This is a genomic window from Myxococcus sp. MH1 (genome assembly GCF_059738865.1).
The window spans coordinates 3,250,111-3,272,485 of record NZ_AP026947.1; the positions used below are offsets into that span (position 1 = coordinate 3,250,111).

15 protein-coding genes are annotated in these 22,375 nt (G+C 71.3%); 13 read left to right on the forward strand and 2 right to left on the reverse strand.

The features are described 5' to 3' along the window. Nucleotides 1-67 precede the first annotated feature (67 nt). The 11 genes from AC6JA9_RS13230 to AC6JA9_RS13280 all read left to right on the forward strand — a co-directional run bounded on the left by AC6JA9_RS13230 (nucleotide 68) and on the right by AC6JA9_RS13280 (nucleotide 16,702). Nucleotides 68-1,210: a hybrid sensor histidine kinase/response regulator gene (locus tag AC6JA9_RS13230; RefSeq protein WP_223748922.1), complete on the forward strand. Its 1,143-nt coding sequence runs from the start codon at nucleotides 68-70 to the stop codon at nucleotides 1,208-1,210. Nucleotides 1,211-1,232: 22 nt separating this feature from the next. Beyond that, a complete protein-coding gene (locus tag AC6JA9_RS13235; protein ID WP_223748923.1) occupies nucleotides 1,233-2,813 on the forward strand; it encodes a DUF7125 family protein in 1,581 nt (526 codons plus the stop codon). Continuing rightward, nucleotides 2,810-3,172, forward strand: coding sequence for a response regulator (locus AC6JA9_RS13240; protein WP_141332369.1), 363 nt, complete (start codon nucleotides 2,810-2,812; stop codon nucleotides 3,170-3,172). The genes AC6JA9_RS13235 and AC6JA9_RS13240 overlap by 4 nt, the downstream gene beginning before the upstream one ends. 462 nt (nucleotides 3,173-3,634) lie before the next feature. Further along, nucleotides 3,635-4,843 carry a cytochrome P450 gene (locus tag AC6JA9_RS13245; RefSeq protein ID WP_497959842.1) on the forward strand — a complete coding sequence of 403 codons (1,209 nt, stop codon included), beginning with the start codon at nucleotides 3,635-3,637 and terminating at the stop codon, nucleotides 4,841-4,843. Next, entirely contained in the window at nucleotides 4,840-5,184 is a 345-nt protein-coding gene (locus tag AC6JA9_RS13250) for an antibiotic biosynthesis monooxygenase family protein (protein ID WP_223748925.1), read from the forward strand. The genes AC6JA9_RS13245 and AC6JA9_RS13250 overlap by 4 nt, the downstream gene beginning before the upstream one ends. Before the next feature lie 71 nt (nucleotides 5,185-5,255). Continuing rightward, on the forward strand, nucleotides 5,256-5,732 hold the full coding sequence (locus AC6JA9_RS13255; protein WP_223785287.1) for an SRPBCC family protein: 477 nt from the start codon (nucleotides 5,256-5,258) through the stop codon (nucleotides 5,730-5,732). A gap of 196 nt (nucleotides 5,733-5,928) precedes the next feature. Next, nucleotides 5,929-6,396: a hypothetical protein gene (locus AC6JA9_RS13260; protein ID WP_223748927.1), complete on the forward strand. Its 468-nt coding sequence runs from the start codon at nucleotides 5,929-5,931 to the stop codon at nucleotides 6,394-6,396. A gap of 81 nt (nucleotides 6,397-6,477) precedes the next feature. Beyond that, on the forward strand, nucleotides 6,478-8,874 hold the full coding sequence (locus AC6JA9_RS13265; protein WP_497959844.1) for a YfhO family protein: 2,397 nt from the start codon (nucleotides 6,478-6,480) through the stop codon (nucleotides 8,872-8,874). A 246-nt stretch (nucleotides 8,875-9,120) separates the two neighbouring features. Continuing rightward, the gene (locus tag AC6JA9_RS13270) at nucleotides 9,121-12,708 is read left to right on the forward strand and encodes a hypothetical protein (protein WP_497959845.1); all 3,588 of its coding nucleotides are present in this window, start codon (nucleotides 9,121-9,123) and stop codon (nucleotides 12,706-12,708) included. Then, on the forward strand, nucleotides 12,705-13,244 hold the full coding sequence (locus tag AC6JA9_RS13275; protein ID WP_223748930.1) for an aminoglycoside phosphotransferase family protein: 540 nt from the start codon (nucleotides 12,705-12,707) through the stop codon (nucleotides 13,242-13,244). The genes AC6JA9_RS13270 and AC6JA9_RS13275 overlap by 4 nt, the downstream gene beginning before the upstream one ends. Continuing rightward, nucleotides 13,238-16,702, forward strand: coding sequence for a hypothetical protein (locus tag AC6JA9_RS13280; protein WP_497959846.1), 3,465 nt, complete (start codon nucleotides 13,238-13,240; stop codon nucleotides 16,700-16,702). Before AC6JA9_RS13275 ends, AC6JA9_RS13280 begins: the two co-directional genes overlap by 7 nt. A gap of 54 nt (nucleotides 16,703-16,756) precedes the next feature. On the opposite strand, the gene AC6JA9_RS13285 is transcribed toward AC6JA9_RS13280, so the two are convergent. Beyond that, nucleotides 16,757-19,585, reverse strand: a complete 2,829-nt coding sequence (locus AC6JA9_RS13285; RefSeq protein WP_223748932.1) for an FG-GAP-like repeat-containing protein — start codon at nucleotides 19,583-19,585, stop codon at nucleotides 16,757-16,759. Nucleotides 19,586-19,742: 157 nt separating this feature from the next. Beyond that, complete coding sequence (locus AC6JA9_RS13290; protein ID WP_408891094.1) at nucleotides 19,743-20,393, reverse strand: hypothetical protein; 651 nt, start codon at nucleotides 20,391-20,393, stop codon at nucleotides 19,743-19,745. 123 nt (nucleotides 20,394-20,516) lie between these two features. Here AC6JA9_RS13290 and AC6JA9_RS13295 point away from each other — a divergent pair, with 123 nt between their 5' ends. Continuing rightward, the gene (locus AC6JA9_RS13295) at nucleotides 20,517-21,197 is read left to right on the forward strand and encodes a TetR/AcrR family transcriptional regulator (RefSeq protein WP_223785293.1); all 681 of its coding nucleotides are present in this window, start codon (nucleotides 20,517-20,519) and stop codon (nucleotides 21,195-21,197) included. 135 nt (nucleotides 21,198-21,332) lie between these two features. After that, a complete protein-coding gene (locus AC6JA9_RS13300) occupies nucleotides 21,333-22,373 on the forward strand; it encodes a fatty acid desaturase (protein ID WP_223785294.1) in 1,041 nt (346 codons plus the stop codon). Nucleotides 22,374-22,375: the final 2 nt, after the last annotated feature.

Here is a 22,375-nt window from a genome sequence, read left to right on the forward strand (position 1 = left end):
GTCTTCCTGGACTCACGGCGTGCGTCGGGGCTTTTCGTTCGGGTGGTGCGGACACCATCTTCCAGGAATGGAGCCCCGGGCCGAATCCCCAGGACGAGCGAAGGAGGAGGACCGCGCGCGCGCCACCATCCTCAACGTCAATGACACGCCCGCGGTCCTCTACCTCACCAGCCGCATCCTCACGGTGGCCGGCTACCACGTGGTGGAGGCGACCAGCGGAACGGAGGCGCTGCGGCTGGCGGGCGGCCGTCCGGACATGGTGTTGCTGGATGTCCACCTGCCGGACGTCGACGGGTACGAGGTCTGCCGGCGCCTGCGGGCGCGCGAGGAGACGCGCGACCTGCTGATTGCACACCTGTCCGCCGTCTCCGTCAGCCGCGAGGACCGGCTGCGCGGGCTGGCTCAGGGAGCGGATGCCTACTGGACCACCCCCCTGGGGGATGACGAGCTGCTCGCGAACGTGGAGGCGCTCCTGCGCCTGCAGTCCCGCGCCCAGGCGGCGGTGCACGCGCGCGACGAGTTCCTGTCCATCGCGGCGCACGAGCTGCGCACGCCGCTGACGGCGCTCCGGCTCAACCTGGAGCGGCTGGTCCACCACCTCACCCGGGTTCCCGGTGACGCGGTGGCGCGGCGCACCGTGGAGGCGAGCACCACGCCCGCGCTGCGGCAGCTGGTGCGACTGCAGCAGCTGTTGGACACGCTGCTGGACGTGTCGCGGGTGGGCAGCCGCAAGCTGCGGCTGGACATCGAGGTGTTCGACCTGGCCGAGGCCGCGCGCGAGGTGGCCGGGCGGCTGGCGATGTCGGCCCGCGCGGCGGGCACCGAGCTGTCCCTGGCGCTCCCCCTGGGGCCCGCGCTGCTCATGGGAGACCGGCTCCGGCTGGAGCAGGTCATCAGCAACCTGCTCGCGAATGCCTTCCGTTATGGGGATGGCAAGCCCATCTGGCTCACGGTGGAGGAGCACCCGGACGCGCTGTGGCTGAGCGTGACGGACCAGGGCATCGGCATCGCGAAGCAGGACCAGTCGCGCATCTTCAACCGCTTCGAGCGCGCGTCGAGCACGGGCCGCGCGGACGGCCTGGGCCTGGGCCTGTTCATCGCGAGGGAGATCGTCGTCGCCCATGGGGGCACGCTCACCGTCGAGAGCGAGCCGGGCCAGGGGGCGACGTTCCATGTGACACTGCCCCGTCATCGGACGGCGGCCTACTGATGGATTGAAAGGAAGGCGTGTCGTGTCCTCTGAAGGTGGTGCCGGCGCGAAGAAGACGCTTCATCCTCGGCTGGAGACGGGGGTGCCCCGGCTCGACTTCATCACCAAGGGTGGGCTCATCAAGGGCGCCTCGTACGCGGTGCTGGGCCCCCCGGGCTCGGGCAAGACGGTGCTGGCGCACCAGATTGCCTTCTGGCACGTCAAGCACGGCGGCAAGGCGCTCTACGTGACGCTGCTCACGGAGTCCCATGCCCGCATGCTCGCGAACCTGGAGGGGATGTCCTTCTTCGACGCGAGCGTCATCCCGGAGAAGCTGCACTACATCAGCGGCTACCGGCAGCTGGAGTCCGAGGGGCTCAAGGGGCTGTTGGAGCTGGTGCGGCGCGCGGCGCGTCAGCACCAGGCGACGCTGCTCATCCTGGACGGCATGGACGTGGCGAAGGACCTGGCGCGCGGCGATTTGACGTACAAGCGCTTCCTGCAGGAGCTGCAGACCTTCATCGGCATCCTGGGCTGCACCACGCTGCTGCTGTCGCCGCATGGCCCCACGGAGCTGCTGCCGGAGACCACGGCGGTGGACGGCATCTTCGCGCTGTCGCTCTGGCTGTCGGGGCCCCGGGCCGTGCGGGAGCTGGTGACGCTGAAGTTCCGGGGCAGCGACTCGCTCCTGGGCAAGCACGAGCTGGAGATCTCCGACCGGGGCGTCATCGTGCACCCGCGCACGGAGGTGCAGTTCGCCGACCCGGTGGAGAAGGTGGAGGAGGAGCGCGTCCGGATGGGCTTCGGCGTGCCGCGGCTGGACGAGTCGCTCCACGGGGGGCTCCTGTCGGGCTCCACCACGTTGCTGTTGGGGGCGCCGGGCACGGGCAAGACGCTGTTGGGGTTGCGCTTCCTGCTGGAGGGCGCGCGCCAGGGGCAGCCCGGGGTGTACTTCGGCTTCTATGAGACGTCCCAGCGGCTCATCGAAAAGGCCGAGGGCGTGGGCATGGGGGACTTGCGCAAGTACGTGGACGCGGGCCTCATCGAAATCCAGTGGCAGCCGCCCCTGGAGCACAACATGGACGCGCTCGCGGAGCGGCTCCTGGAGCGCATCCACGAGCGGAACGTGAAGCGCCTGCGGCTCTTCGTGGACAGCGTCGCGGGCTTCCGCTCGGCGGCCGTCTATCCGGAGCGGATGAGCCGCTTCTTCTCCGCGCTGTCCCACCAACTGCGGATGCTGGACGTCACCACGCTCTACTCGGACGAGACGGCCCTGTTCTCCCCGGGCGTCGAGGCGCCCCAGCCGGACGCCACCGCGTACGTGGAGAACGTCATCCTGCTGCGCTACGTGGAGCTGCGCTCGCAGCTGTACCGGTTGATCTCCATCATGAAGATGCGGGAGAGCCAGTACGACAGCGGCATCCGGGAGTTCTCCATCACGGACAAGGGCATCACCGTGGCGGACACCTTCGAGAGCGCGGAGGCGGTGCTGACGGGGCACGCCATCATGACGGGGGGCGGGCAGGGCGGGCGGCGCAAGGCGCCCATGGGTGAGGAGGCGAAACCGCGCAAGCGGCCCCAGCCGAAGGTCCGGCGCAAGCCCGCGCCTCGGAGGCGCTCATGAAGACGGTGCTGGTCGTCGACGACGAGATGGACATCGCGGACGCGGTGAAGTCCATCCTCGAGGACGAGGGCTACCGCGTGGTGACGTGCGCCAATGGGCGTGAGGCGCTGGACTGTCTGGAGGAGGTGCGGCCGGACCTCATCATCATCGACGTGATGATGCCGGTGATGAACGGGTTCGAGGCGCTGCGGGCCATCCGGCAGCGCGAGGAGTTCGCGGGGCTGCCGGTGCTCATCATGAGCGCCATCGACCCGTCGGTGCGTCCGGCCGAGTACGACTGGGCGGGCTTCCTCAAGAAGCCCTTCTCGCTCAGCCACCTGCTGGAGCAGGTGCACAAGCTGGTGCCGCTGGCGGCGTGAGAGGGACGACGGTGGCGGCCGGCCGATGTGGGGCTGGCGCGCCACCTGCGGGGCGGCCACGCCTTGCTCCATGCCTTCATCGCCCGCCTCGTCTTGCTTTGAATGGGGACCAGCAAGGCCCTCGCGAGCGGGGGCTGTTTTCACCGGATGAGCCAGGACTTCCTGCTCTTGTGCTGGTGTGGGGTGACCGAGGTCACCTCCCCACGGTGGGAGCAACCTCGCGCCGCCGGGCGGATTGCTGGGCAAGCCTGTTCCCCGAGGGCCGTGGGCTTTTGCCCAGCAGAAGGGAAGAGGTCTTCTCATCGGGTGCGGCGCGAGGTCCCCGCGCCGTGACATGGAGGCCCGGTGGGTTCCCTTCCGTGGGGAACCGGACCTCGTTGGAGGGAAGCGAGGGCCTCAGCCCGACGACGTTTCGGTGTGCGTCGAAACATGGCCCCCGCGGCGGCGCGTAGAAGCACGTCCATGACGCCGCTGCATCCTGTCGCCGCCGCCACACACCCCGACCCGTATCCGTTCTATGCCGAGCTCGTCGCGACGCGTCCCCTCTATCGGGACGCGGCCCTCGGACTCTGGGTGGCCTCCAGCGCTCGAAGCGTTCGGGCGGTGCTGACGTCCCCTGCCTGCCTTGTCCGGCCCCGCGCGGAGCCGGTGCCACGGACGTTCGGCGCGCTGGCCTCCGGGGCGCTGTTCGGGCAATGGGCCCGGATGAACGACGGGCCGTTCCACGGGGTGGTGCGCCGGGGGCTCGGGGCGCTCATCGAGCGGTGGAGGGCCGCGCCCGGCGTGGGCGTGCGTGCCAGCGCGCGACGACTGCTGCGCGGGGGCTCGCTCCAGGAGTGGGTGTTCGGGTGGCCGGTCCATTCCGTCGGGGCGCTGTTGGGGCTGGCGCCTGGGACGTTGCCCGGGGTGGCGGAATGGACGGGGGAGCTGGTGAAGGGGCTCGTCCCTGGCGCAGGGGACGCCGTGGTCCTGCGAGGCGGGCTCGCGGCGGAGCAGCTGCGCGCGGAGGTCCGCTCGGCCCTGGAGGCCCAGACGGCGCGAGGGGGCGAAGGAGGGCCGCTGGCGTTCTTGCGGAGGGAGGTCGGCGCTTCGGCGGACGCCGCCGCGAGCGTGGACCCGGAGCGCCTGGTCGACGTGGTGGTCGCCAACGCCATCGGGCTGCTGGTGCAGACCCATGACGCGACGGCCGGCTTGATTGGCAACACCCTGCGAGCCCTGATGCGGGAGCCCTCGCTGCTCGCCGAGGTGGCCGGCCGACCGGCGCTGCTGCCCCAGGTGCTCGATGAGGTGCTGCGATACGACCCGCCGGTGCAGAACACGCGCCGCTACCTCGCGGAGGACACCGTCCTCGAAGGCCACGCGCTCGCGGCGGGGGAGGGTGTCCTGGTCGTGCTCGCCGCCGCGAATCGCGACGCGCGGGTGCACCGCGAGCCCCACCGCTTCGACATCCATCGCGAGCCTTCCGCGCGGCTCTCCTTCGGCTGGGGCGCGCATGTCTGTCCTGGTGAGCGCCTCGCGAAGTCCCTGGCGGCGGGGGCCCTGGAAGTCCTGCTCGCCACGGACCTCGCCCGGCATCGCGACGCCTTCGAGGACGTCCCCTTCCTGCCGCTGCTCAATGCCCGAGTACCCCTGCTGCCCGCGCTCCGGCTCGCGCCCGAGGAGGTTGGATGATCGCCGTCATCTTCGAGGTCCAGCTTCGCGAAGCGGGGAGGCAGACCTACCTGGACCTGGCCGCGGGGCTGCGGCCGCTGCTCTCCCAAATCGATGGCTTCATCTCCATCGAGCGCTTCCAGAGCCTCTCGGATTCCAGTCGCCTGCTGTCGCTCTCGTTCTGGAGGGACGAGGCGGCGGTCGAGGCCTGGCGTCGACTCGAGGCCCATCGCGCGGCTCAGGCGCAGGGGCGCGACGGGGTCTTCCTGGACTATCGGCTGCGGGTCGCCAGCGTCCTGCGCGACTACGGCCTGTCGCGGCGCGAGGAGGCTCCGGGCGACAGTCGGAAGGTGCACGGCTGACGTCGCCTGCCCCGAGCCCGGGCGCGCGCCGGGTTGCCCGGGCCAGGCGAGGGCTCCAAGCTGCGGCACTGATGACGAACACACAGGGAAAGAGGGTCGACTCGGCCTCGAGGGTCATCGCGGCGCCGCCGGCCAGGCTGTATCAAGCGCTGCTGGACCCGGAGGCCGTCACGAAGTGGCTTCCCCCCAAGGGGATGACGGCGCGCCTGCGGGCCTTCGAGCCACGCGCCGGTGGCGCCTATCGACTGACGCTCACGTATGACGAGGCGCATCACTCCGTTCCAGGCAAGAGCTCGGCGCACGAGGACGCCGTCGAGGGGCAGTTCGTGGAGCTCGTCCCGGACCAGCGCGTCGTCCAGCGGTTCGAGTTCGAGTCGGAGGACCCCGCCTTCGCGGGGACGATGACGATGACCTGGACGCTGACGCCCGTCGGCGCCGGCACCGAGGTCTCCATCCGCTGTGTGGACGTGCCCGAGGGCATCCGGCAGGAGGACCACGTCGTCGGGATGTCATCCACGCTCGAGAACCTCGCGACGTTCGTCGAATAATCCAGCCATGCAACACCAGGCGCGCGGTCGTCCCTGACTCAATGGGGCGGCCCGCACCTGAGTGTGGTTGGGATTGAGGCACGCCGCGGATTCGTGACGGTGAGAACTGTCTTCACTTGCGGTGGCGTCTGACATATTTCGCGCGCCGCGCTCCCCCGAGCGCGTCATCCCATCCATCAACCGAGAGAGGCCTCCCATGAAGAGTCTGGCTGGATTCCTTGTCGTCGCCGCGATGCTGCTGACCGGATGTGAGCCCGCGCAGAATGATGCTCAGCTCCACGAGGCCCCCGCGTCGGAGACCGTCGGACAGCAGGAGTCGGCGCTCGGCGCCGGTGACTGTACGGTGAGCCTGCAGTGCGCCAATGGCGTGACGGCCTCGTGCTCCGGAAACAATCGCCAGTGTTGGCTCGACCCGGACGGGCTCGAGCAGGTGTGGTGCAATGGCAGCCCCTATGGCTGTCGCTTCGTGCCGGCGCCGTGCGGCTGCGCGCGGGACAACTGCTGCTCGGAGCTGTGCGCGCTGGACCCGGACTGTGGCACCTGCACGCCGGGCCGCTCCTGCACGTCCAACGCCCAGTGTGGTGGCACGCTGTCCGGACGCTGCAACGCCGTCACCCGCACGTGCACCTGCATCATCGGCGTGGACGCCGAGCGCGAGAACTGAGCGCGAAGGGGTAGCACCGCGTCCGTGAGGCGTTGTCGCCCCTGGACGCGGGCGGGGGGAGGGTGAACAATCCCGCGCTGGATGCCTCCCCCTGCTTCGCCCGAGCCCGCCGCCGGAGTCCGAGTCCCGATTCCGCGCCCGGCGTGGGCCGTCGTCGGCGGTGCCCTGGCCCTCACCTGTCTCTTCTTCTACCGGGCCGTGTTCAGCGCGCAGGTCTTCATCGCGCGGGACATGCTCCTGGTCTACGCGCCCTTGCGGCGCTACTGGGCGCAGCGGGTCCTCGGAGGAGACTTCCCCGGCTGGTATCCCTTCGACGGGCTGGGGCAGTCGTTCGCGGGCATCATGCTGTCCGCGCCCTTCCATCCGTCACAGCTGCTGGGGCTGCTGTTCTCCACCGGCGTGGCGATGAAGCTCACGGTGCTGGCGTGTCCGCCGCTGGCCCTGCTGGGCACCTACGCGCTGCTGCGGCTGTACGACGTGCCACGGGGCGGAGCGTTCTTCGGGGGGCTCGCCTTCGCCTTCAGCGGACACCTGGTGTCGCTCACCAACAACCTGGCGTACCTCCTGGCGGCGGCCTCCCTGCCCGCGGCGCTCTGGGCCGCCGAGCGTTTCCTGCGCGCCGCCACCCCCGCTCGCGCCGCCGTGGCCGCCTTTGGTGTCGCCAGCGTGCTGCTGGCCGGTGACACGTGGAGCTATGCCTTCGCGAACGCCTTCGTGTTGCTGCTCGCGGTGACGGGCCGGGGCGCCTTGCGGACTCGCGTGCTCCGCGCGCTGGGGCTCGTGGCGATGGGCGCGGGGCTGGCCGCGCCGCAGCTGTTCGCGGGCATGGCGGTGTTCGCGCACGGGGCCCCTGGCGCCAGCTCGCTCGAGGACGCACAGCGCTGGTCGCTGGACCCGTGGCGACTGCCGGAGCTCGTCCTGGGGCCCTACCTCGCCAACCCCGCAGTGGAGCGCGCCGTCCCCGAGGAGGTCGTGAAGCCGCTCTTGAGCACGGGTGGCTTCTCCACGCTGTGGACGGACTCGGCGCTCGTCGGGGCGCCGGTGCTGGTGCTCGCGGTGGCGGGGTTGATGTTCATCCCCTGGAGGCGCTGGGCGCCGTTCGCCGCGGTGTGGGGGCTGGTGCTGCTGCTCGCGCTCGGGGCCGCGTTGCCCGTCTATGGGTGGCTGCATGACGTGCTGCCGCTGTGGCGGCCGTTCCGCTATCCGGAGAAGCTCGTCGCGCACCTGACGTTGGGGCTCTCGCTGCTCGCGGGCTTCGGGTGGAAGGCGTTGGTGTCCTCCGAGCCACGGGCGCGCCGCGCGGCCTGGGTGGCGGGTGGCCTGTCCGTGGGGTTGCTCGCCGTGGCCCTCGCCGAGCGCTGGGGCGCGGTGTGGTCTTCCGCTTTCGTCGTCGCCCGTTGGCCCCAGGTGCCCGCGGAGACATTGGAGACGTTGTCGCATGCGTTCAGCGACGCCGGCTTCATCGCGGCGGGCCTCGCGCTGGGTTGCGCGCTCGTGTTGCCCGGGCTCGCGGGCTCGTGGCCTCGGGCCGGGGTGTTGATGGCGCTGCAGCTGGGCGCGGCCTTCACGCTGAACGAGCCGCTCTACATCCTCGGCTCGGAGGAGCTGCTGGACAGTCCCCCCACGCTCGTCGAGGCCGTGCGCGAGCACGCCGCGCGGACGGGAGACTCCGCGCCCCGCGTCTCCTCTCGCCTCCAGCGCTTCCAGTTGCCCCAATTCGAGGGCTTCGAGTTCCAGGACAGCGTGGCGTTGATGTCGCGCGCTTCGTTGATGCCGGACACCCCCGCGCTGTGGAACATCGGCGCGGCGGGGGCGTATCTGCCCGCGGTGAGCGCTCGCGTGAAGGGGCTGCAGCTCGACGCGCCCGCGCGCTTCACCCAGCTGGAGCCGCTCTATGGCGTGCGGTTCAGTGTGTATACGTCCGCGTCCTACGCGGGGCTGGAGCCCAAGCCGGGAAGGGTGTTCGCACGCGACGAGGTGTTCGAGCTGGTCCTCGTCGAGCATTCCGACGCCCTCCCGCGACTCTTCGTCGCGAGGCCTCGATGTGTGTCGGACGAGAAGGCCGCGCTCGGGCTCCTGGGCACGGAGGCCTTCCGTCAAGGTACCTGGGCCGCGGTGGAGTGTGGCGTGGAGCCGCTCCCCGCCTCGAGCGAGGCGCCGCTGACAGGGCGGGTCCTCATCGAGCGCGACACCCCCGAGCACCTCGTGGTGTCGGTCGAGTCATCCGAGGACGCGGTGCTCATCGTCAACGATGCGTTCCAGGCCGGATGGACGGCGAGCGTGGACGGTGTGCCCACTCGGGTGCTCCCCGCGAACGTGGCCGTGCGGGCCGTCGCGGTGCCCTCGGGGCGTCACCAGGTGGTGCTGCGCTATCGGGTCCCTGGAGTCGTGCCGGGGTTGCTGCTGTGGGGCGTGACGCTCGTGGGGCTGGCGCTGGCCGAGGGCTGGCGTCGTCGGCGTTCTCCCGCTTTACGGTGAACGCTGTCCACGGGGTGAAGCCCCCGCGCGAGCGCGTCTGGTGAAGCCCGTTCGCGGCCCTCCCGGCGCCCGCCCGCCTGCCCGCATCCGGTCCTCGACTTCACCCACCCTCCCGACGATGATGGCCGCGCGCGTCAACCGAGCCACATGGAAACCCCAAGAGCTGAACGACCGCGCCGACGGTGGGCTCGACTCCTCGCGGGCGTCCTGCTGAGTCTCGTCGCGCCCGTCGCGCTGGTGCTCATCGTGGCGCTGGTCGTCGTGCACAACCTCGACCGTCCCTGGCTGAAGTCGCACGTCGTCTCGCAGGTGGAGTCGGCCACGGGCATCCAGGTGGACTACCAGACCACCCAGGTGTCGCTGCTGTCGGGCCTGCGGCTGGAGGGCCTGGTGGTGCGCACGCCTGCTGCCTTCCAGCGCGTCGCGCCCGAGCTGCTGCGCGTGGGGACGTTGGAGGCGAAGTGGTCGCCCGGCTCGCTCATGAGCGGCGGCACGCTCATCGAACACGTGGCGGCGCGCGAGGTGACGGTGGCCCTGGTGGCCGACGACGCGGGGCCCACGTCCCTCTCGGAGCTGACGGGACCTCCCGCGCCCGGGCCCGTCCCCGAGGAGCCCTCGCTCGGGCTCTCCCAACAACTCGCCTCGCTGCTCGCGTCCGCGCCCCCCGTCGCGCGCGTGGACGTGTCGGGCGTGTCGCTGGCCTGGCTCCGCGTCCAGGATGGCGTGGTGGTCGACCGTTGGTCCGTGCGCGGGCTCGGACTGGGCGCCCAGGTGAAAGAGCAGGACGGCGCCTGGAAGCTCTTCGCGAACCTGGGCCAGACGGGCGCCCCGTTGCCGCTGGAGCTGAGTCGCGAAGGCACCCTGGCTCCTCCGGCGCGCGCGGAGCTGGCGCTGGCGCTCGCGGTGGAGGCGGGGGCCACGGCCGCTCGTGCGCGGGTGGACCTGGACGTCGCGCGACAGACCTTCGACCCTCGGTTCTCGGTGCGCTCGTTGCTGCATGGCGCGGTGTCCGCGCGGTTCGACGTGGGGGCGCGCCGCACGCTCCTGGAGCTGGAGCGCACGGGACTGACGGACAGCGCCGAGCTCCAGGCCGAGCTGGTGTTGCCGGATGACTCGAGCGTGGCGCCTGTCGTGACGCGCGCCCTGGCGGACGTGGACCTCGCGAAGCTGCTGCGGGTGCTGCCGGGGGACTGGCGCCCGTTCACGCTCGAGCGCGGCGAGGTGCGCCTCGACGCGCGAGCCGTCACCCTGGGCGCGATTCCGCTGCTGGGGGCCGAGGGCAAGCTCGGGCTGGACGTCGAGCTCGCGTCGCTGCGGCTGGCCCAGGACGGGCTCACGGTGGCGCTCGGTGATGGACGTGTGTCGCTGGCGGCCACGCCGGATGCGCGGCAGGGGGTGTCCGCGCTGCTGACGTTCGCGCTCCAGAAGCTGGAGGTCGACGGGCCCGCCACGGTGCGCGTGCCGAAGGCGCAGGGGGAGCTGAAGGGACAGCAGTTGCGGCCCGAGCCGTCCTCGCCGCTCCAGGTGGCCGGGGACGTGGCGCTGTCCGGTCTGGTGGCGGCCGTGGACGTGAACGTCCCGGGCTTGCGCGCGAAGGCCCAGCGGTTGGGCTTCCAGCTCCAGGCGCCGCTCGCGGGCAGGCCGCCCTTCTCGCTGCGCGCGGACCTCCCCGTGGGCGCGCTCGAGGTCGTCACGGCGGAGGGGCTGGAGGTGCTCAAGGGCCCCGTGCACGTGAAGCTCGATGCGTCGCAGGTGGTCCCCCACGTGGACGAGCCGCGCCTGACCCGGGCCCGCGGCCGGCTGGTGCTGGACGTCGGCGCGATGCACGCGACGCTGGACGCCACCAAGGGCGCGGATGACGTGGCGTACACGCTCGCCTTCGAGACCCCGGACCTGGTCGCGGCCCGGCCCTTCATCCCCAACGACATCGCCGCGCGCATCCCCTGGAAGCAGCTGGGGGTGGGCGTGTCGTCCCAGGGCAAGGCGACGGCGCTCTTCTCCGCCGCGCCCCGCGTGGACCATCGCACCGAGGTGCGCGTGCGGAAGCCGGGCTGGGATGACGTCTCGGCGGGCAACGTCACCGTCGTCGCGCGCTCGCAGGGGGATGCGTGGCGACACAAGGGCGAGGTGGAGCTGCGCGTGGACGGGCTGCGCGTGGGGGAGACCGACGGTGGGCTGCAGCGTCACACCTTCACGGTGGACCTGGACCGGCGCAAGCCGACGGTCAAGGTGGGCGTCACCAGCCAGGAGGGCGTGAAGGCCACCGTCGATATCGCGCTGGCGTACGAGCGCAAGACGCGCGCGCTCCAGGGAGAAGTGAAGGCGGACCTCCCGCCGCTCGGCACGCTGGCGCCGCTGCTGGCCCTGGCCCAGGTGCCCAAGGAGCTGAACGCGTCGCGGCTGGGCGTGAAGCTGGACGTGAATGGCACGTTGCTGGGCGTCGTCACCGGGCTCACCCCGGACGGACTGCCCCGGTTCTCTTCGGAGCCGCTGCGGACGGGCAGCTTCGCGGGCAAGGCGGTGGTGGACGTGCAGGGCTTCCGGTGGCGCCAGGACGCGCTGACGGTGAACCTCCCCGGGTTGCACTGGGCGGTCGACTCGCACGTGGACGGCCCCAAGCGGACGATTCACAGCGACATGACGGTGGAGAAGCTCACCGTCGCGATGGCCGACAGCCGGCTGTCCCTCGCGGACCTCTCCAGCGACACCACCGCCACCTTCACCGACAAGCTGGAGGCGGAGGACATCGAGGTGACGCAGCAGCTGACGGTCCGCTCCGTCGAACAGAAACCGGCGCTGCCCTATCCGGTGCAGGACCTGGCGTGGGCCTTCACCGCGCGCCGCAAGCCCACGGGCGTCATCCATGTCCCGGAGCTGAAGGTGACCAACGGCGGGACGAGCACCGAGCTGAGCATCAAGGGACGGCTCGACCTGGGGGAGGAGCGGCGGAGGCTGGGGCTTCGCGGGGAGCTGTCCCAGGACCTGTCCAAGCTCGCGCGGCCCGGCGTCCTCGAGAGCAGCGGCCACGTCAAGGTCGACTTCCGCGTGGCCTCGCCCGACCTCACCCTCTTCAGGACGCGCGCGAACCTGCTCCTGCAGAACGTGAACGCGCGGATGCCCGAGGCGGACTTCGCCGTCGAGGCGCTCGATGGCAACGTGCCGCTCTCCGAGGACGTGCTCTACACCGACGGGCAGGTGCGGCTGTCGAGCGACATCGACGTCAATCCGTACCCGATGCTCCGCTTCGCCGACCAGCACCCGCTGCTGTCGCGCAGCGGCTATGTGTCCGCGAACAGCATCACCACGCCGTTCGCCACCATCGCGCCCCTGGCGGGCAACCTGTCCATCGACCAGCACGTGGTCTCGATGACGCAGCTGGAGATGGGCGTTCGCGGCGGGCGCATCACCGGCCAGTGGCTGCTCGACTGGCAGGGCAGGGACTCCAGGCTGGAGGCCCGCGTGCGCGCCACCGGCGTGCAGTCGTCCCGGGGTGAGCCCTTCGACGGCAACGCCGCCGTGGTCATCTCCGCGAAGGACCGCAGCATCAACGGTCGCGCGGAGATTCTCCGCATCGGCAACCGGCACCTGTTGGACCTGCTCGACCTGGAGGACCCTCGCCACGTCGACCCGGCGACCAACCGGGTCCGCTATGCGCTGACGCTGGGGTATCCGGACCACGTGCGGGTGAGCTTCAACCACGGCTTCGGCAGCCTGCGCATCACCATGGGCGGGCTGGCGAAGCTCATCAGCATCAACGAAATCCGGGGCATCCCCATGGGCCCCATCGTCGACCAGCTCATCAAGTCGATGACGCTGACGGAGGCCTCGCCATGAAGACCCGCGCGTTGTTGCTGTGGGCCGCCCTCGTCGCTCCCGGGTGCATCAGCGCGCCGGAGATCGTCATGGTCGACCGCGCCACGGCGCTCGAGGAGCAGGCCTCGGGCTCGTTCAAGGACGTGGAGCAGCGGCTGGCGCGCGCGGGCATGAACCCGACGCCGGTGCCGCTCACGCCCAACCAGCTGGAGGAGCTGGGCGTCCAGCCCGCGCCCCTGGTGGAGGACCTGGGCAAGACGCAGGCGGACCGCGTGGACGAGCTGCTCCGACGCCACTGCGTGGGCGAGGGGAAGGACGGGTTGCTGGTGGAGAGCCGCCGTCGCTGCCGGGCCGGGCGCCTGACGGCCGATGACGTGGCGCTGGTGGAGCGGGTGAACCGCTCGCGGCTGCAGCTGTGGAAGTGGATGCGCACCCAGCGCCCCGACGCCTCGGAGGAGGTGCTGCGCCAGAGCTGGCACAAGGTGCACGCGGAGGGCGTGGTCTGCGGCGGCCAGGTGGAGGCCGCGGACGGCACCTGGGGAGAGAAGAAGTGCTGACGTCCCGGGACACCAAGGTCCTGCTCCTGGCCGCGCTGCTCGCGCGAGGCGCCTGGGCCCAGGACGACGAGAACGACGGAGGGCTGCGCACGCCCTCGCGGCTCACCGTGGGCGTGGGGGACCAGTTCCTGGGGCAGCTGTCGCCGGACGGGAACACGCTCATCTTCGCGTCCAACCGCAACATCGCGACCGAAATCTACGTGCAGGACCTGGAGAAGGGCCGCGAGCGCCGCCTCTTCGACGAGGGCGCGGACGTGACGTGGCCGCGCATCAGCCCCGACGGCAAGCGCCTGCTCTACATCTCCTTCCGGGACCAGGCCGGCGGTCAGCTCTGCATCCGGGACCTGCCCTCGGGTGAGGAGCGCCGCTGCCTCACCGAGGAGGCCAACGCGCTGCAGGCGGAGTGGATCGACTCCGCGAGCATCGCGCTGGTGAGCCGGGCCACCATCCAGGGCGACCTCAAGCTGTCGCGCGTCCGGCCCGGCGCCGCGTGGAGCGCGAGCCCGCTCCTGGAGCGCAACCTCACCAGCCCCACGCTCTCCCCGGACGGGCGCTGGCTGGTGTACGTGCCCGTCGAGCGCTCCGTGAAGCAGGTGGGCCCGGGCTTCGCCGCGCGCGCCGCGCCGCACCTGGAGGCGCTCCGACTGGATGTCCCCGACGCGAGGCCCGTGAAGCTGGCGCTGGACCTGCCGGGGCAGAGCGGCCAGCCCGTGTTCTCACGCGACGGGCGCTTCTTGTACGTGGTGCAGTTCTTCACCGACTCCAACGCGGACGGCACCATCGACGCGAGCGACAGCGGCGTGCTGTTCCGCGCGCCGTTCTCCCCGGAGCGCGACGACGCGCCCGCGCTGGCCGCCGCCTCCAGCCCGGACCAGCTCACCGGCGCGTCGTGGAACTGCCAGTACCCGGCGCCGGCGGCGGAGTCGTTGCTGGCGACGTGCTCTCGCTCGCAGTCGCTGGACGTGTACCAGCTGCCCCTGGATGGACAGGTGCCCTCGGCCTGGGATGTCCCCCGGCTCAACGAGGAGCTGAAGATGGTGGGGCGGCGCGCGGACCAGCTGCTGCTCTACCGCCACCGGCTGTTGCTCGAGGAGCGCCCCCGGCCCCGCCGCTTGTTGATGATGCGGCTGTCCATGCTGCACCTGGCGTTCGAGGACTTCGGCGCGGCGGAGTTCTACGCCGAGCACATGGGCGCGGTGAGCGACCCGGCCACGCTGGGGCTGGAGGGGCCGCTGCGTGTCCTCATCGACCACCGGCGCGCGATGAAGGAGCGCGAGCGGGGCCGCATGGTGGAGGAGCTGAGCGTGGCGGAGCAGCAGCGCATGGCCGCGCTGGAGCCCGCCAACGCGCCCAGCCCCGCCACGGCCGTCTTCCAGCACGTGGTGCGCAGCGAGCTGGCGGACGCGGCGGGGGACTTCACGCTGGCGCGGCAGGAGCTGGAGTCGGCGCAGGTGACGGACACCACGCCGCGCGCGGTGCTGGAGGCATACTACGAGCGGGCGGACGCGCTGTACCGTAAGCTCGATGACCGGATGGCGCTGGTGGACGTCGGCCGGCGGCTCTCCGTGCACAAGATCTTCAAGGCGGACGACCAGCTCGACTTCGCGATCGCCTCGGTCCGCGCCCTGTACCGGGGCCGGCCCTACGCGGAGGCGGAGACCCTCCTCGCCGAGGCGCTCGCCCGGGCGCCCGAGGGCTCCGCGCACGCCTTCGCCCTGGAGCTGGGGCAGCACATCATCGCCTTGAGGCAGGAGCGCACGCCGCGCGCCGTCCGCGAGGCCCTGCTCGCGTTCTACCGCCGACAGACGGACCCGCTGCGTCGCCGGGTCCTGGTCCAGGAGGCCGTGGAGCGCGCGGCCAGCCTCGGCGCGGACGGCGTGCTGGAGGCCCTGGCCACCGTCTACGTGGACGATGCGCCCGTGGGCACCGAGGACCGGCGTCGGGCGGAGCGGCTGTTCCGTCGCGCGCTGATGGGCCGCGCGTATCGCCGGCTGGCGCGGCAACGCCAGGACGAGGCCCGCGCGGACTTCGACCTGGTGACGAAGCGCACGGGCTCGCTGGAGAGCGCCGTCGAGTCCATGAACCTGCGCCTGCGCGCCGGCGTGAGCCACGACGTGGTGGAGAAGGAGATGACCACCACGTCGGAGAAGAGGGTGGAGCCGCTCCGGCGCTTCGTGAAGGCGTACCTGCTGGCGCGCAAGCTGCCCAAGCTGGACGACAAGGCGCACGCGCAGGCGGTGAAGGACGCGGTGGCCCAGCTGCGCGCGGCGTGGCCGGAGCTCAAGAACCAGCGCGCGGTGCAGGCCCTGTACGGCGCCATCCAGCACGAGGACTTCCTGCGCGGCAAGAACCCCGCCGCCGCCGAGCGCGCCAACCGGCACTACCTGGTGGCGCTGGACCTGGTGCGCAACAACGTGCGCTACAAGGCGATGATTCTCGGCGCGCTGGGCCTGCTGCACACCCAGGTGGGCAACCACCACATCGCGCTGGGCTACCTGGAGCAGCGCGACAAGCTGCCCTACGTGGACAACTGGGCGGGGCTGGCCGTGTCGCTGGCGCGCGCGCGGGCGCTGTTGCACGTGGGGCGCGAGGAGGACGCGGCGAAGGCGGCGGACGCGGCGCTGGCGATGGTGCGGGCCACCGAGAAGCAGGCCCGGTTCCTGCCGCTCGCGGTGGACCGCGCCGCGCTCTACCACCTGGCCGCGGGCCACTTCGAGCGCGCGCTGGAGCTCTATGACCAGGGCCTCCCGCTGGTCGAGGCCCTGCCCTCCGACGAGGAGGGGCTGCGCAACCGCCTGGTGATGCGGCTGGCCCGCTGCGCCGCCGCGCTGGGCGCGGGCAAGCCCGAGCGGACGCTCGAGGACCTGGCGCGCGTGGAGAAGGACCTGGCCCACCCGGCCGTGCGCTCCGCGCTGAAGTGGGCGCACTCCTCGCCCGAGCACGTCCACCGCTCCTATCGCCTCATCGCCGCGGGGCTGCGCGCGAATGCCCACACGCGTCTGGGACAGTTGGAGGCCGCGGCCCAGGCGCTGGAGACGCGCCGCGCGCTGTTCCTGGAGCAGTTCGACGAGCTGGACCGCGACGAGGACCTCCGCTCGGTGACGCTCGCGGAGCTGCGGCTGGCCGAGAACGCGGTGGACCGCCAGGACCCGGCCCACGCGGCGCGCTGGTTGGGCATGGCGCTGGAGCACGCGGACACGCTGGTGGCCCGCACGCATGCGCCGGTCGATGCCGGGCAGCTGGACGTGCTCTGGTTCGCGGCGCAGCTGCAGGCGGATGGGCGCACGAAGCTGCCCTTCGACGTGTCCCTGCGGATGGCGGGAGCACGGCGCACGCTGCTGGAGCAGAAGGACCCGACCTGGCGCGCGTACCAGGCCTGGTTCGAGGTCTACACGGCGCTCGAGGCCCACCCCGCCCCAGGGGGACGGGAGGCGCTGGTCCGGCCGACGCAGCAGTGATGACGGGACACCTCCCGCGGCGCGCGCTGGCCCGCGGGAGGTGCCTCGGAGGCGCTACTGGGCGAGCACCGTGAGGACCTGCTCGGACGTGTTGCCCGCGGCGTCGGTGGCGCGCAGCAGGACGACGTGCGCGCCGGGGCCGGAGAACGTCACCGGCGTGGTGGCCAGGTTCGTGCCCGCGCCGACGTCGGTGGAGCTGACCCAGTTGGCCGTGACGCGGACCGGGGAGAGGTCCGTCACCTCGGTGACGACGTCCACGGTGAGCGGCTGCGGCTGGGTGACGTCAGGGGCGACGACGCGCAGCAGCGGGGCGGTGCGGTCCACCGTCACCTCGCGGCTCTCGGTGGCGAAGGCGCCGTCGGTGGCGATGACGGTGAGCGTGAGGGTGTAGTGGCCCTCGGCCAGGCTGAGCCACTCGACGACGTGGCCGCCGCCCGCGTCGGGGGTGAGGCGGATGGGGGCGCCCCCGTTGATGGAGAGCAGCACCACGCTGATGGGCGCGCCGCCCGCGCTCGTGGTGGCCCAGCCGCACGCCTTCACCTGCGCGGCCGAGGTGTAGCGCGGCACGTCGCACATGACGAGGTCGGGCGGGGTGGCCTCGGAGTCCACCACGTGGATGGCGGTGGTGCAGGAGGCGCTGTTGCCGGCCGCGTCCGTGGCCGTGTACGTCACGGGCGTCGTGCCGCGCGGATAGATGCCCGCGGCGGGGCCGCTGACCTGGGCGCCGCACGCGTCGGCGGCGGTGGCCGGGACGGGCGTGACGTGGGCCCCGGCGGGGCTCGTCGCCAGGTAGACACGCTCGCCCGGGCAGGTGATGACCGGCGGCGTGACGTCCACCACGGTGACGGTGGCGGTGCACGTGTCGGTGGACTGGCCGTCGGAGACCGTCAGCGTGACGGCGTGCGAGCCCGGGCCGAACGGCCCCGTGGGCGACTGGGACACGGAGAACGGACCGGGCTGCTGGTCCGGGTCATGGCTGCCGTTGTCCACGCTGGCCGGGGCCTGGCAGGTGGTGGGGCTGGCGTCGACGGACACGTCGCGGCACAGCGCCACGGGGGGCACGTTGGTGGAGCACGCGAGGCTCACCGGCCCGCTGCCCGCGTTGTTGGTCTCGATGCACTCCGTCTCGCGGCCCACGCCGGTGCCGTCGTCATCCGCGCGGACCCAGACCGTGGTGGTGCCACCGGGAGCCGAGGCGAGCGCCACGCTCACCACCGCGCTGCTGCCCGCGGCGAGCACGGTGGGGAGGGTGGCCACGCCCAGCAGGGCGCCGCCGGAGGTGGGGTTGCCGTCGTAGAAGGCGACGCGCATGCCCGCGGAGGCGGCCGCGTCTCCCTGGTTGGTGACGCGCGCGTGCAGGCTCAGGGTGCCGGTGGTCCGGTCGCACGAGGACGTCACCTCGCCGGCGACGAGGTCCGCCGCGGCGTAGGGGCTGGTGGTGCCGGTGCCCTGGCTGTTGGCGCGGAACGTGTTGAGGCCGGGCACGCGCCAGTTCTCCACGGGGTGCGCGGGGATGGTGCCGTCGTCGTTGACGTTGGTGACGGAGTACGCGTGCTGGTTCCAGATGCGGCGCGTGTTCACCCAGCCGTCCTTGCCGTCGCGGAACACGCGGATGCCGGTGGGGCCGGAGAAGGCATAGTTGTTCGACGCGACGACGATTTCGGCGTTGTCGTCCGCGTCCACGTCGACGATGAGCGGGTTCTCGTACGTGGTGCCGGAGGCGTGCTCCACGTCGAAGCGGATGGCGCCCGTCTCACCGTCGTAGATGCGCAGGCGGCGCTCGTCGCCGTAGACGACCTCGGCGCGGCCGTCACCCTCGAAGTCGAAGGTGGACGAGCCCGTCACGTTGGAGCTGTTGTCCTGGGTGGGGCTGGACCACTTGACGGTGCCGTTGGTCTCGAAGACGGCATAGCGGCTGGCGCCCGCCACGCCAATCTCCGGGCTGCCGTCCGCGTCGAAGTCCGCGATGTTGGGCGCGCCGCCGCTGCCGCCGCCAGGAATCGCCGTGCTCCACAGCAGGGCGCAGTTGTCGTCCATGAGCGACACGATGCCGCCGCTGACCACGACGACCTCGCCATGCGGGTCCGCGTCGAAGTTGGCGACGCCGGCCAGCCCGTTGCCGATGGAGGTGTTGCGGCACTTGAGCGTGCCGTCATGGCGGTAGATGGAGCGGCCGTTGACGACCTCCTGCAGGCCGTCCCCGTCGATGTCCGCCGCGAAGGAGATGGGGCCCTGGGGACCGCCCAGCGTGTCCGTGCCCGCCCACTTCAGCGCGCCGGTGTTGCTGAGCACGGAGTGGCCGTTGAGGATCTCCACCGTGCCGTCGCCGTCCAGGTCCGCGAACGACGGGCCACCCCAGCTGTTCTGGGAGACGTTCGTCCGGAACTTCAGCGCGCCCGTGTTCTCGAAGCACAGCAGGCCCGTGCCGCTCTCCGGGACGGCGCAGATCTCCACCAGCCCGTCACCGTCGATGTCGCCGCCCGCGATGCTGCCCGCGCCGCGCACCCGCAGGGTCGGGTCCGTCACCGTCCACAGCTCGGCGCCCGTGGCCCCGTTGAGCGCGCGCAGCACGCCGTTGGTGTTGTAGTTGCTGCCCACGAAGCTGCTGAAGACGACGTCGGGGATTCCATCGCCGTTCACCTCCACGACGATGGGCGACATCATCACCTGCACGTGCGTCGGCAGGACGGTGCTGGAGCTCCACGCCCACTCCAGCTCCGGCTCGAAGTTGGGGTCGAAGGGCGGCTGGACCTGGCACTCCCCGTTGGCCGCGAGGACTGCCTCGCCGAGGGACTCGCCCTCCGCGGCGGCCTGGGGCGCCGTCTCCGCGCAGCCGCCGAGGGCCAGCACTCCGGCGAGGGACAGCCTGGTACACCACTTCATGCCCGCTGCGGACGGGGGGCCGGGGATTCTTCGCTTGCGCACGCCAATGCCTCGTGTCTGGGTTTCGCGGAAAAGTCCGCTAATCTTGCCTATAGAGGGCGGGCTTGGCGTGCCGCAAGTGAGTCATTGATGAACTCAGACCTGGGGGCGGGTGAGGCTACTCCTCCGCCGTGGGTCTGAATTGGTCATTGAGCAGTGTGTCCGGGTCGCTGAACAGCTCATCGGCGCGCTCGTGCAGGATGAGTCTGGTGAGGACCGGGTTGGTGCCCTCGCTCGCGAAGTCACAGGGCGTGTCACGCAAGAGGAACACCTGGTCGGACGCCTTGACGCGCTCGGGGAGCTCCTTGAAGGTGAGGTACGTCTGGGTGGGAAGCTTGATGGGCTCGCTGTGCGTCTCGTAGCGCTCCTCCACCCGGGGCCCCTCGTCCTTGAGCAGATCGTCAGGGCGCCCGTACGCGGCGTTCTTCATGTCGAAGCGCAGGAAGCACTGGTCCTCGCGCGTGGGCAGCAGCACCTTGGCGAAGCCGTGGGGCATCTCCAGGGTGTAGTGCGTGACGGTGCCCGAGTGGACGTCCGTCAGCTTCACCTTGTGCTGGCCCCGGCTGACGTCGAAGACGAGGTGGTCCTCGATGTGGCTCTTCGGCTCGAGGGTGACGTCGTCCACGACCAGCTCCACGGCGTCGTTGCCCACCGTGAGCAGGTGCACCGTCCCGCTGCCGAAGTAGCCGATGGACACCGCCGTGAAGGTGACGAGGAGGAATGCGACCGTGATGATGCCGACCAATCTGGACCGACGGATGCGCGCCACGTTGCCCCCAGGCAGGGTCGATGGGTGACCCGGACGACGGGGGAAGATAGCCCACCCACACTCCGGGTGGTGGACCTGGGGGGCACTCCTTGGAATGGTTCGGCTCCAGCTCGAGGAGTCGTGATGCCGCGCAGTTCCTCCCCTTCGCGTCGGAAGCAGCCTCGTCAGCAGCGCGCCCAGGCGACGTGCGACGCCATCCTCACCGCCGCGGCCCGGCTGCTCGTCCGTGACGGCTACGAGGCGACGAGCACCAACCGCATCGCCGAGGAGGCCGGCGTCAGCATCGGCTCGCTCTACCAGTACTATCCGAACAAGGAGGGGCTGGTGCTCGCGGTGCTGGAGCAGCACGGCTCGCGCTGGCTGACGGAGTTCGACGCGGGACTCAAGGAGCTCGCGCCGGCCCCGCTGGGCGTCGCGGTGCCCTCCATCATCCACCACATCCTCACGCTCAAGCGGCTGCATCCCCAGCTGGACTCGCTGCGCTACGCGCTCCTGCCGGTGCTGCGCCCGCTGGGCCACGTGGACACCTTCGAGCAGCAGCTGTTCCGGCTGGTGCGCGTGTTCCTGGCGGCGCGGTTGGATGAAATCCGTCCGCGTGAGCTGGACATGGCGGTCTTCATCATCGTCCACACGCTGGAGGCGCTCTGTCATGCCGCTGGCGTGGACCGGCCCGACTACCTCACGAACGACGCGTTCCCCAATGAGCTGTGCGTGCTCGTGCTCGGCTATCTGAGCCTGTCGCCCGCGCCGCTCGGCCATCCGCCGAGGAAGGCCGCGGCGACCCGACGCAAATATGAGCAGTAGCCCCGAAGTGCACGCCCCCGAGGCCGTTTCTCTCTCGGGGCCGCGAATGTGAGCACCCAAGCGAGTTGAGCGGCGGCGCAATCAAAGACATCTTGATGGCACCTCCAGCGCCTGCTCCCAGCCGCTCCCGACTCCATGAATCTCCATCCAGAAGACCTGCGGCTCGCGGCCGCTCACGCGAGACTTGCGTCCGGGGACTTCCCCGCCCTCACCGATGCGCAGCTCGAAGCCATTCGCGGCAGGGCGCGTGACTCGCTGGTGTGGTTCCGCGCGCACCCCGTGCTGCATGACACCGTCAACGTGCTCCTCCTGCTGGCCCTGTTCGCGGCGGACCTGCTGTCGTTGACGGCGCTGCCCTTCGTGTTGCCGGGGGCCCTGTCGACCGCGGGGGGCATCGTGCTCGCGGGGGTGGTCGCCGGCGCGGTGCATGGCTTCCTGGTCTGCGGCATCGTCACGCTCAGCGTCCACGAGGGCGCCGCGCATGACCTCCTCATCGTGGGCAGGGGACGGGTGGGGCGCGGGTTGAGGGTGCTCGCGAACAACGCCTGTCGGCTCTTCCTGGCGGACCCGGTGCACTACGCCCAGGCCCACGCGAGCCACCATCGGAGCCTGGGGACGTCGGAGGACGGCTCCTTCACGCACCACGTCCGGCTGCGCCGACTGCTGGGCAGCCTGCTGCCGCTGGCCCCGATGCTCAGCCACTCGGACTATTTTCCCTGGCGGCCCCAGGAGCACACGCGGAGCCGACGACTCTCCGTGCTGCTGACCAACGGGTACCTGGTGCTCTGCGCGGCGCTGGCGACGTGGCTGCATGGCTGGCTCTTCACCGGCGTGGCGCTGTTCCTGGTCGGCAGCTGGCTGAGCTTCGTGCTGGACCGGGTCCGCGAGAGCACCGAGCACCTGTTCATGCCCCTGGACCGGGCGAACGGGACGCGGGAGCTGGGGCTGGGGCTCTGGGGGCTGCTGCTCGGAGGCGGGCCGTGGGGCCAGCCCTGTCACCTGTCACACCACCTGGCGCCCGCGCTGCCCTGGTATCAGCAGCTCCGGCTGCACTTCTTCCTGCGTCGCGTGTTGACCCCGGAGCAGCGCCGCCACTTCTTCCTGCGCCCCGTCATCGGCCTGCCCGTGTTGCTCTGGCGGCTGGCCACCGCGCCCCGCGAGCCCGCTCGGGACTGAGG

Excerpts from the sequence above, each read along its gene's own strand:
- AC6JA9_RS13230 (WP_223748922.1), top strand. The coding sequence starts at position 68 with ATGGAGCCCCGGGCCGAATCCCCAGGACGAGCGAAGGAGGAGGACCGC.
- AC6JA9_RS13240 (WP_141332369.1), top strand. The coding sequence starts at position 2,810 with ATGAAGACGGTGCTGGTCGTCGACGACGAGATGGACATCGCGGACGCG.
- AC6JA9_RS13245 (WP_497959842.1), top strand. The coding sequence starts at position 3,635 with ATGACGCCGCTGCATCCTGTCGCCGCCGCCACACACCCCGACCCGTAT.
- AC6JA9_RS13250 (WP_223748925.1), top strand. The coding sequence starts at position 4,840 with ATGATCGCCGTCATCTTCGAGGTCCAGCTTCGCGAAGCGGGGAGGCAG.
- AC6JA9_RS13255 (WP_223785287.1), top strand. The coding sequence starts at position 5,256 with ATGACGAACACACAGGGAAAGAGGGTCGACTCGGCCTCGAGGGTCATC.
- AC6JA9_RS13260 (WP_223748927.1), top strand. The coding sequence starts at position 5,929 with ATGAAGAGTCTGGCTGGATTCCTTGTCGTCGCCGCGATGCTGCTGACC.
- AC6JA9_RS13265 (WP_497959844.1), top strand. The coding sequence starts at position 6,478 with ATGCCTCCCCCTGCTTCGCCCGAGCCCGCCGCCGGAGTCCGAGTCCCG.
- AC6JA9_RS13275 (WP_223748930.1), top strand. The coding sequence starts at position 12,705 with ATGAAGACCCGCGCGTTGTTGCTGTGGGCCGCCCTCGTCGCTCCCGGG.
- AC6JA9_RS13285 (WP_223748932.1), bottom strand. The coding sequence starts at position 19,585 with ATGAAGTGGTGTACCAGGCTGTCCCTCGCCGGAGTGCTGGCCCTCGGC.
- AC6JA9_RS13295 (WP_223785293.1), top strand. The coding sequence starts at position 20,517 with ATGCCGCGCAGTTCCTCCCCTTCGCGTCGGAAGCAGCCTCGTCAGCAG.
- AC6JA9_RS13300 (WP_223785294.1), top strand. The coding sequence starts at position 21,333 with ATGAATCTCCATCCAGAAGACCTGCGGCTCGCGGCCGCTCACGCGAGA.